Source organism: Bacillus pumilus, assembly GCF_900186955.1.
Classification (GTDB): domain Bacteria; phylum Bacillota; class Bacilli; order Bacillales; family Bacillaceae; genus Bacillus; species Bacillus pumilus.
The window spans coordinates 693,019-709,303 of the sequence record NZ_LT906438.1; the positions used below are offsets into that span (position 1 = coordinate 693,019).

Consider the following 16,285-nt stretch of genomic DNA (forward strand, 5'->3'; position numbering starts at 1 on the left):
CCATGGCTTTACAGCCGCAGAAGCTGGATAAACAGAACATTGAAAATATGTTAGCTATCACTACGATCCAAGAAGGACTGCTGTTTCATCATTTAATGGAACCGAACGGAACAGCTTATTTTGAACAACTGCTGATCGAAATAGACGGACCAATAGATCGAGACATTTTTGAACAATCATGGACGAATGTCACCAAACAGCATGAAATGCTTAGAACATTGTTCAGATGGCAGGAACTCGCAAAACCAGTACAAATTGTGCTGAAGGAGCATCAGCCAGACATTCGATATCGTGATTTCACGCAAGCGAAGGAGCCTCTTCATGTGCTGAAAGAAGAGGTGACGGCACAGAACCGAGAAGAACGCTTTGATCTGCATGAAGTCCCATTCCGCCTGACGTTATGTGAAGTGAATGATGAAGTCAGCTGGGTTCTCATTAGCTTCCATCACATTTTATTGGACGGCTGGAGCCTAGGGATTGTATTAAGCGATTGGATGAGTGCATATGAGCGCTTATCGAATGGGGACAAACCTCTTCTGGAACAAAGACCGTCCTACCAATCCTTTGTTAAATGGCAGCAGAAAAACCTTCAACAGACAGAAGCACAAGCCGCCTATTGGAAAAATGTTTTCAACGGATGGAGTTATGCAGAACTGCTTCCGAAGTCAAGCGGCGCATATGAACCTTCAGAAGTGTTTCATCAATATGAACATCAAGTGGATACTTCCATTGCGGAGAGCTTGAGCAAATTCACAAATCAATATGACGTGACGCTGGCATCTGTGATGTATACGCTGTGGGGAGTTTTACTATCTAAGTATGCGAACCAAGATGATATTGTCTTTGGGACAACAGTATCAGGGAGAAATGCGGATGTCCCTCATATTGAAAAGATGACTGGGCTGTTCATTAACACTTTACCGCTGCGAGTCTCATTCGAACAGGAGCGGCCAATTCTTGAACAGATGCAGGAGGTGAGCCGTGAGATCGCTGTAAGAAATGAATATGAACATACCCCACTATCTGACTTAAAAAAATATGCAGGAATGACTGCAGAGCAATCATTATTCGATTCAATCGTCGTCATTGAAAACTATCCACTAGATCAAATGCTCACGAAAAACGATCAGCCAATTCGTATTCGTGGATTTGAGATGACTGAGCAGACAGAATTCGATCTCACGCTTAGTGTTCAGGCGTTTGATGATCAGCTGCACTTTTCATTGGTGTATAACCCCGTCACCTTTTCAGCTGAGCAAATCGAAAATTGGTGTCAGCATTTTCTTCATCTCCTGTCTGATGCCTGTGCACATCCGCACAAATCTGCTGCTCAGCTCCAGCTGCTATCAGAAGAAGAGAAAGAAAAGCAGTTAGCGGTCTTTCAGCAATATGGCGGGGCAACACCTAGCCATGAGCCAACGGTGATTGACCTATTTGAAACACAAGTAGAGCGAACGCCAGCGGCAGTCGCAGTTGAGTTTGGCGATACGACGGTTACATATGAACAACTCAATAAGAGAGTGAACCAGCTCGCACATTATTTACAAAACAAAGGAGTCAAACAGGAGCAGCGTGTCGGCATTTTAGCAGAGCATTCCATTGAAATGGTGATAGCATGCTTATCGATCTTAAAAGCTGGCGGTGCTTACGTGCCGATTGATCCTGAATATCCGCAGGAACGAATAGAATATCTATTAGAAGACAGCGGAGTAGAATGGCTCTTAACTCATCCAATAAAAGGGCTCACCTACGCCTATCATGGAGAAAAAATCGATATCACGCAGCCGGATCTATACACCGGACCATCAGACAACTTGGCAGAAGCCATCACCTCAGACCAAACAGCCTACTGCATTTATACATCAGGAACGACCGGAAGACCAAAGGGTGTACTCATTCATCATCTTGGCTTAGCCAACTATATTGAATGGGCGAAGCAAGTATATGTTCGAGGAGAAACAAGGCATTTTGCTTTGTATACCTCACTGTCCTTTGACTTGACGGTTACTTCTATTTTCACGCCGCTCATTTCAGGAAATACCATCATGATTTATCACCATGAAAACCGGCAGCTACTTGTCGAAGACATCATAAACGACAACCGTGTACATGTGATGAAACTGACACCATCTCATTTACAGTTTATTAAGCATTTGTCTTTCCCAGACAGCCAAATGAAATGTTTCATTTTAGGCGGAGAACAGCTGGAAACATCTTTAGCGAAATCTATTCAGCAGTCCTTCCCGCAGCCAATTGAAATTGTGAATGAATATGGACCAACTGAAACGGTCGTTGGCTGCATGATTCATCGATATGACCAGGACCTTGATCAGGACGTGTATGTACCGATTGGAAAGCCTGCACAGCATACAGATATTCTTCTGTTTGACAGACATATGAATCTCATGCCGGAAGGAGCCGTCGGTGAATTATATATTGGCGGAAAAGGTGTCGCAAAAGGCTATTTGAATCGCCCAGAACTGACCGAAGAAAGGTTTGTCGATCACCCTTTCCAGCCAGGAGAAAAAATTTATAAAACAGGTGATGCAGCGCGCATTCTCCCTAATGGTCTCATTCAATTTTTAGGTCGAAATGATGATCAAGTGAAGCTGAGAGGCTACCGGATTGAAACTGGTGAGATTGAATTTTGGTTGAATGAACAGCCAGGAATCAAAGCAGCAGCTGTTGTTGTAAAGCCAGATGTTTCTGGTACACCATGTTTGGCCGCATATGTTGTCACGACAGCCATACTTGATCAAGCGGCAATAAAACAAGCGTTGGCTGATCAACTGCCGGATTATATGATCCCAACTCACTTTGTTCAATTAGACGATATGCCGCTGACTGCCAATGGCAAACTAGATAAACGAGCTTTACCTGCTTTAAAACAGGCGCAGCAAACGAAAAAACAGGCGGGCTCTGACTATCTTTCTGATACGGAGAAAGTCATTCAAGACATTTGGAAAAAGGTCCTCGGCTTAGATGAGGTAAGTGTTCATGACAAATTCTTTGACATTGGCGGGCATTCACTCAATTTGATCCACGTCAATCAACAGCTCGCTAAGCAATTGAATCAAAGCATTCCAATGGTCGAAATGTTCCGGCGTCCAACGATTAGAGAGCTTGCCGCATATTTAAGCGGCGATTCAGAGCAGGCAGCGGCAGGCGCGCAGCCTGTAAAACAAAAGACAAGAAAAGCCAATGAGCCGATTGCCATTATTGGAATGGCTGGTAAATTCCCAGGTGCGAAAAATGTTGAGGCATTTTGGCGAAATTTGAAGAATGGAGAAGAATCAATTTCCTTCTTTTCCGATGAAGAACTGCTTGAAGCTGGTATTGACCGCCAAACCTTCGAGCGATCCGATTATGTGAGGGCAAAGGGTGTCATTGATGGACCTGATTTATTTGATGCATCCTTCTTCGGCTATTCGCCAGGTCAGGCAGAAATGATGGATCCTCAAATACGTCTCCTGCATGAATACGCCTATAAGGCGCTGGAAGATGCGGGGTATGTACAAGAAGATTATACGGGGAAGGTCGGGTTGTTTACTGGGTCCACTTCGAACTTCCAATGGATTCAGCGTTTTGCCGCTTCCCTTGATAGCAGCATGTCAGAGCTGTTTGAAGTGGGTTCACTCAATGATACGTATACCGTCAGTACAAGAATTGCCCATAAATTGAATTTGAAAGGACCGGCGCTTACGCTGCAAACCGCTTGTTCAACTTCCTTGGTCGCCTTGCATTTGGCCTGTCAATCCATTGCAAATGGTGATTCAGATGTAGCTCTTGCGGGAGGTGTGTCGATCCTGCACCCAGTGAAATCAGGCTACGTTTATCAGCAGAACATGGTGAAATCAAGCGATGGCCACTGCCGCGCCTTTGATGATCAAGCAGATGGAACTGTTGGCGGAGATGGTGTTGGTCTTGTTGCTTTAAAAGCACTTAGTGAAGCCATAGAAGATGGTGACCATATTTATGCGGTTATTAAGGGCTCTGCCATCAACAATGATGGTGATCAAAAGGTTGGTTTCAATGCTCCGAGCGTCGAAGGACAGACACGTGTCATTCAGGATGCCCTGCATCAAGCAGATGTTTCACCAGATACGATTGAATATGTGGAAACACATGGAACTGGCACATCACTTGGTGATCCGATTGAAATAGAGGCGCTCACAAAGGCTTTCGACACAGAGAAAAAACAATTTTGCCGCATTGGGTCTGTGAAAACAAATATTGGACATTTAGATGCAGCGGCAGGAGCAGCTGGCTTGATCAAAGCTGTGCTTTCGCTTCAGCATCACACATTTGTACCTAGTCTTCACTTCAAAAAAGCCAATGAAAACATTGCATTTGAGCACAGTCCTTTCTTTGTAAACACTGAGCTGACCGACTGGAAGCAGCCAGCTTCCCATTTGCGGCGGGCGGGGGTGAGCTCATTTGGAATGGGTGGAACGAATGCACATGTCATCTTAGAAGAAGCACCACAAAGAGATCGTCAGCAAATGCCTCGTTCTGCTGAGCTGCTTGTTCTTTCAGCCAAGAGCAAAACGAGCTTGGAACGAATGAAAGACAAACTCACAAGCCAAATAGAAAACACGCCTTCTATCAATTTGGCAGACGCAGCTTATACGCTGCAAACAGGAAGACAATCCTTTGGTTTCCGTCAGGCATTTGTTGCGGCAAACAGAGAAGATGCTCTAAGAGTATTAACAGAAAAGCAAGGCAAGGGCATTGGAAAGCTCATGCATTCGCATGTGGAGAAGCAAAAGATTATTTTTATGTTTTCTGGACAAGGCAATCAATATCTCAATATGGGATTAGATTTGTACCGAGAAGAGCCTTATTTTAAGAAGCAAATGGATGCTTGTTTTCAAGCATATGAAGGAGCAACGGGACGAAGTCTTGCCCGTATTCTGTACCCATTAGCGGCTGAAACAGAAAAGGCACGTGAACAATTGGCAAGTACTCAATATGCACAGCCAGCCATTTTTGCCATTGAATATGCCTTATCCATGCTTTTCATTGAATGGGGCGTTCGTCCTGATGCAATGATCGGCTATAGCTTTGGCGAATTAACAGCAGCCGCCATATCAGGGCTATTCAGCTTAAAGGACGCAATGTCCATGGTCGCCTATCGTGCGAATGCGATGCAGTCGTCACCAGCCGGCGTCATGATGAGTGTTCCATTACCTGAGGCAGAGCTAAAACCGATGCTTCCAAAAGATATTTCTCTCGCAGTTGTCAATGATTCATCATGTATCGTGTCAGGTCTAGAAGAGGCGATAAGTGAATTTGAACAAGAGCTGAAAAGCAACAGATTGATGTGTATGCGATTAGGTGGAACCATTGCCGCCCACTCACATGTCATGAAGGAGGCAGCGGAGCAATTCGGAGAAAAATTAACGCATATGAAAGCCAAGTCGCTTCGTATTCCATTCATTTCGAATTTGTCAGGAGATTGGATGACAGATACGAGTGCGAAGGATATGTCTTATTGGAAAAGGCATATGACCGATACAGTTCGCTTTGCTGAAGGCATCACAAATATTTTACAAGAGGACAATATTCAATTAATTGAGATTGGCCCAGGACAAGATTTAAGCGTGATGGTCAACCGGTCGCTGAACGGCCTGAATCAGCATGTATGTCATGTGTTAAGACATGCAAAACAAGATGTGACGGATACTGAATTTTTACTTGGTCAAATGGGACGTCTATGGACAAACGGATTATCTATTGATTGGGACAGGTTCCATCTAAACCGTCAGCCGCGGAAAATGCCGCTGCCAACGTATGCGTTTGATCAAACCTCTTATTGGTATGATGCAGCAGATCGTGTGAAACAAGAAAAACCAAAGCAGTCTGGACGAAAGCAGCAAATGGATGAATGGTTCTATACCCCTCATTGGGAAGCGGATCTTTTACCTTGCGTGCCATCAGAAGATACATCTGGCGGAGCCTTGCTTTTGTTTGCAGATCCATCTGCTTTTGGAGAGAAGATTGCGGCTGAGCTCATGACGAAACGGAACGAGTCCGTAGTGGTTCGTAAAGGAAATAAATTTACGAAGCATGATGAAAAAATCTATACCATTCGGTCACATGAGCCATCTGATTATGAAAGGCTCATATCAAATCTGGCAGATGATGAAATCAACGTGTCAAAAGTTTGTCATCTATGGGGGCTTTCAGAACGACACTCATCTCACACGGAAGAAGAATGGGTGAAGCAAACGCAGCAAGATGCTTATTACTCCTTGCTTTATATCGGCCAGGCACTGAAAAAATATGTGTTGGACCAAAAGGTGTCAATTACAGTTCTTTCCTCATTGACGTATGCCGTTGGCGGTGAGCCTGTACTTTATCCTGAAAAAGCGATCCATCTAGGACCTGCGATGGTGATTTCACAGGAAACACCGAACTTACGTTACCGCATTCTTGATATTGATCGTCCAGTGGAAAATGGGGTTCAAGAAAAGAGATTGCTAAAGCAAATAAGCGATGAGCTAGACCGAGCGTATGGACAGCTTCTCACGGTCTATCGACGAAATAAGCGATATGTGAAAAAGTATGCGAATAGTTCAGTTCCTGAAACAGGAAAGGCTCATTTGGCTAAAAAAGATGGTGTATACATTTTAATTGGCGGACTTGGATTTATTGGATTGAATATCGCCCAGACTTTGGCCGAGCAAACGAAGGGAACATTGATCTTAACGAGCAGGTCTGGACTCCCTGATAGAAGCAAGTGGCAAGAATGGCTGTCTACGCATGATGATCAAGATCCAACAAAGAAAAAAATCCAAAGGGTAATGGCACTGGAAGAGACAGGCGCAGATATTCTCGTTCAGAAAGTAGACGTTCGTCACAAGGAAGATATCCAGCAATTGATCAACACAGTGGATGCGTCATATGGGCAGATCGATGGCGTGATCTATGCAGCTGGAGTGACAGGCGACCAATCTTTCCAGGTGATGGAGCAAACAGATGTCACATTTTCAGAGCCGCATTTTGAAGCGAAGATGAATGGTGTGCTTCATCTTGATGCCGCCTTAGAAGATCGATCCCTTGATTTCTGTTTTGTCCTGTCATCTTTGTCACCGATCTTGGGTGGACTCGGTTTTACAGCCTATACAGCTGTGAATCATTTCATCGATGCGTATGTGTATGAACGCAATCTACGTTCAGAAACACAGTGGTCTGTCATTAGTTTTGACGGCTGGGAATTTGAGCAGGGGAAGCAGCTTGATCTACCAATTGGAGATGATGTCACCGAAACGTTAATTACAGAAAAAGAAGGAAGAATGATCTTTGAACGATTGCTTTCACTAGATCAAGTGGAACAAATGGTTATTTCGACAACATCATTACATGATCGTATTCACCGATATGTAGACCGTTTATCCCTTGAGGAAGAGAGCGGCGGAGAGCATGAACAAGATGGAAACTTGTATTCTCGCCCAGCGCTTTCCACGAATTATGCGGCACCAGAAACGGAGCTGGAGAAGGCATTAAGTCAACATTGGCAAGCTTTCTTTAAGATTGATGAAATTGGCATAGATGATCATTTCTTTGAAATGGGTGGAGATTCTCTAAAGGCGATTACGTTCATTGGCATCATTCATCGTGCATTTAGTGTAGAGCTGACGCTGCCACAATTTTTCCAAATCCCTACGATGCGATTAATGGCAGCATATATCGATCAAGCAGATACTGCTGCTTATCATGCGATTGAAAAAGCCGAAGTGAAGGAGCATTATCCTCTGTCGTCTGCGCAAAAACGGTTGTATCTCATGCAGCAAATGGATGTAAATAGCACAGGATACAACGAGTTTAAAGCGGGACGAATCAAAGGGAAACTCGATATTAGCAGGCTGGAATGGGCATTTCAGCAGCTTATTAAGAGACACGAAAGTTTGCGGACAGCGTTTGTACTAGAGAATGGCGTCCCTTATCAAAAGATTGAAGAAGAGGTACCATTTGCAGTCACATTATTTGACCTCACTAACGGATCGACACAAGGATCTGAGGAAGTTCAAAAACAAGTGATTGAACAATTTTTGACTGCCTTTACGTTAAGTGAGGCTCCATTGATGAGAGTCGGCGTGATGAAGCTGGCAGAAGAGGAATTCGTACTTATGCTAGACATGCACCACATTATCTCAGACGGTCTTTCCCAAGATATTTTGGTCAATGACTTTATGCAATTATATGACGGTAGGACGCTTGAGCCTCTCGCTCTGCAATATAAAGATTTTTCAGAATGGCAAAATGACTTGCTTGCGTCGGAAGCACTGAAAGAATCGAGTGATTACTGGAAAAACCGGTTAGAGGGTGCCACGCTACTTGATCTGCCAACAGATTTCGATCGGCCGGAAGTGAGACAATTCCGCGGCGGACATTATACGTTCCGTATAGAAGAAGCGGAGCTGAACGCGTTTAAGCAGGTGATTTTAAAGGAAGACGCCACACTGTTTATGGGTTTGTTAAGTGTATATCAGATTTTGCTTCATAAATTAAGCGGACAATCAGATATCACGGTCGGGGTTCCGGTAGCAGGGAGAAAACAAGAGGAGCTGCAGCAAGTGATCGGTATTTTTGTCAATATGCTACCACTTCGTTTGTATCCTAAAGCAGAGCTGACGTACCAGCAATTCCTACAGGATGTGAAAGCACATGTCATCGATGATTTCGGACATCAAGACTATCAATATGAACAAATGGTTCAAGACCTCCAGTTAAGCCGGAGTGTCAGCCGGAATCTATTGTTTGATGCTGTGTTTGCCTTGCAAAATATGAATCAGCCAGAACTGAAGGTAGGCGGCTTAACCTTTAGTGATTATCCGTATGAGACAGGAACGTCACGCTTTGATTTACTCTGGATTGCGTATGAGCAGGAAGACGGTCTTTCTTCAACGATTGAATATAATACTGAGCTTTTCACAGAGGAAACCATCGAGCGGATTGCGGGCTTGCTGAAAGACATCATGCGAGCTGTTTCAGTAGATGCTGTAAGAATAGGGGAGATCGAACTGACTTCTTCATTCAAGCAATTAGATGACGTATCTCTTTTCGAATTAGATGACTTGAAAATATAAGTAAAGAGGTGAGTGGAAGAGTGATTGAACATGATGATTTTCAACTGAAAGCAGCGGCGAAGGAAAGGTTGAGGGAAAGAGCCTACTGGACATCGATCTTATCAGGTGTCCAGCTTGATGGCCGCATTCCTCATACGGTTTCACAAGCCAAGCCTGCTGCAATGAACCGATCGCTTCATTCGTCCTTCCCTGTGGCTATGAATCATTCGTTAAAGCAATTATGTGGAGATTCTGATTTGCGCCTGTTTATCGTGCTGACCACAGCTGCTTTTGGCTTGCTTCAACGTTATAGCGGAAAAACTGAGTTGATGGTGACTGTTCCTACAATGGAACAGTCTGCCAATCAATCAGCCATCAATCATATGCTGCCACTTAAGGCAGAGATTGAGCCTCATATGAGCTTTAGCGCAGGGCTAGAGGCAGTGAAACAATCGTTTCAGGAGGCAGTGCGTCATCAAAATTATCCTATTCATATTTTAATGGATGAGCTTTGGCGTTCAGTAGGAGAGGACAAGAAGTGTGTTAATCTGGCATGTGCATTTGAGCCATTGCATGGGCAAGCTGACAGAGAGCAGCTGCATGCGGATGTGCTTATTGTTTGGAAGAAAGAACAAGATCAACTTCATGCTGAAGTTCACTGGGATGCTTCCATTTATGATGACCACATGATGGAGCAGTTCTCCAATCATTTCATGGGATTCACAGAGGAATGTCTCAAAACGCCTGAGCAAACGATGAGCACACACTCATTTTTATCTGATATGGAGAAAAGTCAGCTGCTTGATTCGTTTCAAGGGGAGTCGCTCGCTTATCCAGTGGATCGTGATATTGTGTCGTTATTTCAACAACAAGTCCAATTGCATCCAGCACGAACGGCTGTTGTGTTTGGCACCACCTCCTATACATATGAAGAGGTTAATCATTTATCAGATCGCATTGCGCTTACACTATCTCAAAGTCAGATAACACGTGAGACTCCTGTTGGACTCAGAATGTATCGATCTGCTGAACTTGTCATTGCCATTCTTGGCATCTTAAAGGCTGGCTATGCTTATTTACCGATTGATGTCCATCTGCCGATTGAAAGAATTCGGTATATGCTCAAAAACAGCGGCGCTACAGCTATTGTCTCGGATGCAGAAGGACACGAAGGATTGGATGTCGAGGTTCATGTGATTCAAGACATGCTTCAAGAATCATCAATGAAAGAGAATCTGACTTGGTCTATCTCGCCTTTGGATATGGCGTATGTCCTGTATACATCAGGTACGACAGGGCATCCGAAAGGTGTCGTTATCGAACATCGTCATGTCATTAATTTGGTATATGGAATGAAAACGCGCTTTTTTGATCTGCTCCCTGATCCTTTGCAAGTAGGGATGCTGGCTTCACACATTTTTGATGCGTCTGTTCAAACATTGTTCCCAGCATTGCTCCTCGGGCATACGCTTCATATTGCCAAAGATGAAGTCCGTATGGATGGGCATGCGTTATGGTCGTTTTACCAAGAACATCACATCCAGCTGTCTGATGTGACCCCCTCTCATTTAAAGCTGATGAACAAGACAGCAGTGCAATCAAAAAAAGACCTGCCAGCGTTGAAGATGATGCTGGTGGGCGGAGAGGTGTTTACAAAAGAGCTGATGGATCAATTTTTACAGCATATATCAGGTGAAAAACCAATCATGATTAATGCGTATGGGCCGACTGAATGTACGGTTCAGTCATCATCCTTTCTGATTCCCCAAGACTGGGATGAGCAAGTCATTCCTATTGGGCAGCCGATGCCGAATGAGCATATTTTCATATGTGACGCGCAAGGAGAGCCAGTTCCGATTGGCGTCTTTGGAGAGTTATATATAGCAGGCGATGGTGTAGGTCGTGGGTACATCAATCACCCTGATCTGAGCAAGGAGAAATTTATCAAAAAACCAGAGCTGAGCAGCGGGGTGTTATACGGTACGGGAGACCTTGCAAGATGGCGGTTTGATGGATTACTAGAATTTGCCAAGAGAAACGACGGTCAAGTGAAAATTAGGGGATATCGAGTTGAGTTAGAGGAAATCCGCAGAGCGATTCTTGATGACCCGCATATGCAAGGATTGATTCAAGATGTCATTGTCATTCCTAAGGAAACGCAGGATCAGGACCAATACATTTGCGCATATATGATGGCAAAACAAGCGATAGATCAACGTGCGCTTCGTCAGTCTTTAAGTGAAAGATTACCAGGTTATATGGTGCCGAGGCATGTCATTCAAATAGAGCAATTTCCTTTGAATCTATCGGGGAAATTGGATATCCAAGCACTGCCGAATCCAGAAGATCAGCTGGCAGACAATCAAGAGCCAGTGACCATTCAAGCACATAATGAAACAGAGCAGAAACTTGTTCGCATTTTCGCCTCTATTTTACAAGTCCCTGCTTCGCAGATTCGTATAGATGAACCGTTTTTTGACTTAGGCGGGAACTCTTTTAATATCGTTGAGCTGTCCAATAAAGTGAAAGAGGAATTTCAGCAGGAGCTGACAGTAATGGAGCTGTTCCAATATACAACTGTTTCGCAAATAGCTGCTCAATTAAAAAACAAAGCATCAGGGCAAGGGAAACAGATCGAAGATGATGGAGAAAATGAAGCGGATGACTTAGAAAGTGCCGCTCAACTGTTAGGCGGGATGATAGATGAATAAGTTCACAGGATTAGAGGTTGCAGTGGTTGGGATGGCCTGCCGTTTTCCCGGAGCAAAGAATATTCATCACTTTTGGGACAACCTTGCAAATGGAAGAGAGTCCATTACGTTCTTTTCGAAGGAAGAGCTGCTTGAGGCAGGGGTTGAGAAAGAGGCATTAGATCATGAGCAATATGTACGTGCCAAAGGAGCAGTGGATCAGCATGATCATTTTGATGCAGATTTCTTTGGTTATTCACAGCGTGAAGCAGAAGTAATGGACCCGCAAATCCGCATGTTTCATGAGGTGGCATGGGAATCCCTTGAAGATGCAGGCTATAATCCTGAAACCTATCAGGAACCGATTGGTTTATTTGGAGCCGCTTCTGCTAATTTATATTGGCAAGCTGCTTCCATGCTGATGAGAACGAATCACTCATCTGAACAATTTGCGGCTGTTCAGTTAACAGATAAAGATTTCATGAACACAAAAGTATCCTACAAATTGAATTTGAAGGGGCCGAGCGTAGCTGTTGATACAGCTTGTTCTTCCTCTTTGACTGCCATTCATATGGCGGCGCGCGCCCTAATTACCGGGGAATGTAAAATGGCTCTCGCAGGCGGCGTCACCATTACGACCCCTCACAAAAAAGGATACATGTATCAAGAGGGGATGATCATGTCGCCGGATGGGCACTGCCGAGCTTTTGATGAACAGGCAGAAGGCACCGTTGGTGGTGAGGGCTGTGGTGTTGTTGTGCTCAAATCTTTAAAGCAGGCACTAAAAGATAAGGATCATATCTATGGCGTGATTAAAGGTTCAGCCTATAACAATGACGGCGGGCGGAAGGTTGGCTATACAGCACCAAGTATAGAAGGACAAAGCGAAGTGATTAAAAAGGCACTTAACATCAGTCGTGTAGAAGCTGAGAGTATTTCTTATATTGAAGCACATGGTACAGGTACAACTCTTGGAGATCCGGTTGAAATTGAGTCACTAAAGAAAGCCTTTCAAACGGATAAAAAACAGTTTTGTGCGATTGGGTCTGTGAAAACCAATATTGGTCATCTTGACTCAGCCGCAGGGGTTGCAGGTTTTATCAAGACAACGCTTAGTCTGTACCATCAGATGCTGCCGCCTAGCCTTCATTATAAAAAACCGAATCCTAAAATTGATTTTGAATCAAGTCCATTTTATGTCAATACAACACCCGTACCATGGATGAAAACAGAGCAGCCGCTGCGTGCCGGAGTTAGTTCGTTTGGAGTCGGTGGAACGAATGTACACCTGATCATGGAAGAGGCACCCGCCGCCGACAAACCGTCAGTAGAAAGAGATCATGAGCTAATGGTGATTTCTGCAAGGTCGAAGCAGGCGGTTCAAAAATCGGCTGAACAAATGACATCTTATTTAAAAGAACAAAAGCATGTCACACTATCCGAGGCTGCCTTTACACTGCAAGAGGGACGAAAGCATTTTCCTTATCGACAAGCTTTTCTTGCAGGTCCGGACCGCACATTCCAATCAGCCGGACAGCCGCAAAAGGCCTTTCAACAGCCTGCAATCGTCTGGATGTTTTCTGGACAAGGTGCTCAGTATGTGAATATGGGCAAGGATTTATATGAGAAAGACCCTGAATTTAAACAAACGCTTCAGAAATGTTTTGCCATCATTTTATCTTTATCAGGTGTTGAGATCGAGAACGTGTTATATCCAACAACCGAAGAAGAGTTCATAAAAGCAGAACAACTCATGCAGCAAACATCATATACACAAATCATCTTGTTTAGTTTTGAGTATGCGCTCGCATCGAAGCTGATGGGACTAGGCATACGCCCGCATTATTTCATTGGTCATAGTATTGGAGAAATCACGGCTGCCTGCGTGGCCGGTATCATCCACCTTGAAGATGCAATCCGTATCGTTTTAAAAAGAGGCAGTTTGATGCAAAAAATGCCTCGGGGTGAAATGGCCGGAGTGTCACTCCCTGCCAAAGAGATTGAACATGATCTTCCTGAAGGTGTCGAGCTCTCTGCGGTGAATAGCTCACAATTATCTGTTGTATCCGGTCCTTCAGAACGGTTACAGATTTATCTCGAACAAGCCGAAAAAAGAGGAGCTTCTGTCCAAACATTGAAAACCTCTCACGCCTTTCATACGAGTATGATGGCTGAAGCATCCGAACAGTTTAAGAACGTTCTCTCAGAGATCACCTATCAGCAGGGCGAGGTTCCGATCCTTTCGAATGTGACAGGAAGCTGGTTAACAAATGAGCAAGCCTCATCGCCTGATTACTGGGCATCTCATATTAGGCAGCCTGTTTTATTTAGTCAAGGATTAGAGACGTTACTTGGACTTGGTGAAGTGGTTTTCATTGAAGTGGGACCAGGTCATACGTTGACTCAATTTGTGAGACGACATGATGACTATGATGTGAACAAAGCAGCGGCTGTTTCATTGGTGAGACATCCAAAAGAACAAGCTGCTGATGATGAATATATGAAAAAGGCTATAGGGAAGCTGTGGAGTTTTGGAGTGGAACCGAACTGGAGCGCTGTCAGAAAAGAAAAGACCCCATATCGAGTGTCACTGCCAACATACCCATTTGAGCATCAAATATTCCCCTCTCCGCAGTTTAAAGCGGATCAGCTGATGAGCAATTTAGCACCATCAGAAATGGGGGAGACACTCTCCGCTGATTTTCAAGACTGGTTTTACATTCCGGTATGGGAGCGCTCTGCACCTGTACTAAAAGAGCAGCATCATCAAGGGAAGCGTATCTTGGTTTTTGAGAAAAATGGTCATATTGCCGCTTATTTGAAAGAGCGGCATGCAGAGGTTGCCAGCGTCTGTCAAAGTGATCATACGATCAAAGAAAATGACCAGTTGATGAAAGCTGACGTTCATATGCTGTCACACTTAGAGTGGGTGATGGCTGAACTGCAGCAATCTGAATTTATACCGGAAGAGATCATCTGGATGCATGATGAACTAACAGAAGATACAGGTGATCAGCCAAACTACTTATCTGTGCTCGATCTCGTCAGGCTGATCAGTCAGCATCATAACACAACCATCCGTCTTCACCTTGTGACAAACCAAGCGCATGATGTTATCGGGATGGAGAAGGTCAATCCTCTTCAAGCAACATGTACTGGATTAGCTCTGACCATTCCTCAAGAATATCAGCATATTGCGTGTCAGCACATTGATTTATGTCAGGAAACAAAGGCGGACTGGCCGCTATTTCTTTCATATGAGGTTGCAATGCACGATCAAGAGGCAGTCGTGGCGTATCGGGGGAACAGTAGGTGGGTTCGAAAAGCTTCAAGTACACCTTTAAGCAAAGAGGAATCGTCCACACAGCCTATCAGGACTCATGGTGTTTACCTCCTGACCGGCGGTATGGGAGGCATTGGTTTCACACTAGCTCAACATTTAGCAGAAACGTATCAAGCAAAACTTGTGTTCCTCAGCCGATCACAAATACGTGAACGCTCTGCATGGCATGAACTGCGTGATGCGGATGGGAAAGAAGCTGAAACCGTGAAAAAGCTGATGACTCTTGAAGAGTTAGGAGCTGATGTACTAACTGTACACGGTGATGTGTCAGATAAAGACGCCGTGCAGAAAGCGATCCAGCTGGCTCATACATCATTTGGTGATTTACATGGTGTCATCCATGCGGCAGGAGAGGCAGATGGGAAGATCATCCAAGCAAGAACAGCAGACGATGAAATTCGCATGTGTCAGGCAAAAATCAACGGGACCTATGTGCTGGATGAAGCACTCATGGATGAAACGCTCGACTTCTTTTTACTTTGTTCATCCCTAGTGTCCTTTCTTGGAGCGGCTGGACAAGTGGCTTATGCCGCTTCCAATGCTTTTATGGACAGCTTTGCTCATGAGAAGAGGCAGGAAGGAAAGCCAGTGATTTCTTTAAACTGGGATCGATGGGAAAAAGTCGGTATGGCACACAACTCAGCATTAGCGGCCAAAGTCAATGACATGATGACGCTCGAGGAGCAGGTGGGAATTTCACCAGATGAAGGAATCAAGGCCTTTCAGGAAGTGCTGCGTTTAGATTATCCGCAAATTCTTGTTTCTGTTCGAGATATGGGTGAGAGAATGAAACACCGATTAACACCTATGCAGCAGGAAGAAGAGTCGACTCAACAAATATCGCAGGTCATAGATGATCGTCTAGAAGCATCATTGTGTGATGTACTCAGCTCCTTTTTTCCTCATGAACCGGATGTGAATGAGAACTTCTTTGAAATGGGTGCGACATCCCTTGATTTACTGCAGATGAGCGGTCATATTAAATCAATTTATGGTATAGAGGTTCCAGTGGTCATGATGTATAGTCATCCAACGATTGCGTCATTGGCTGCAGAACTGAAGAAGATACATGGAGTGAAGGAAGAAAAGCAAGCTGTCACTGAGTCATCTAATCTCCGCAAACAGGCGATGGCAGATGGGAAGAACCGCCGTAAACAGAGATTAAAACGAAAATAGATGGG

At 44.4% G+C, this 16,285-nt stretch carries 3 protein-coding genes; all 3 read left to right on the top strand.

Going from position 1 to position 16,285, the window contains the following annotated elements; translation table 11 throughout:
* Nucleotides 1-2: 2 nt before the first annotated feature.
* The 3 genes from CKW02_RS03460 to CKW02_RS03470 are packed head-to-tail and all read left to right on the top strand — an operon-like array spanning nt 3 to nt 16,280.
* A complete protein-coding gene (locus CKW02_RS03460; RefSeq protein WP_034620200.1) occupies nt 3-9,092 on the top strand; it encodes a hybrid non-ribosomal peptide synthetase/type I polyketide synthase in 9,090 nt (3,029 codons plus the stop codon).
* Nucleotides 9,093-9,112: 20 nt separating this feature from the next.
* A complete protein-coding gene (locus CKW02_RS03465) occupies nt 9,113-11,782 on the top strand; it encodes a non-ribosomal peptide synthetase (protein ID WP_095117765.1) in 2,670 nt (889 codons plus the stop codon).
* Nucleotides 11,775-16,280, top strand: coding sequence for a type I polyketide synthase (locus CKW02_RS03470; protein WP_003213971.1), 4,506 nt, complete (start codon nt 11,775-11,777; stop codon nt 16,278-16,280). The genes CKW02_RS03465 and CKW02_RS03470 overlap by 8 nt, the downstream gene beginning before the upstream one ends.
* The last annotated feature ends 5 nt before the right edge of the window (nt 16,281-16,285 follow it).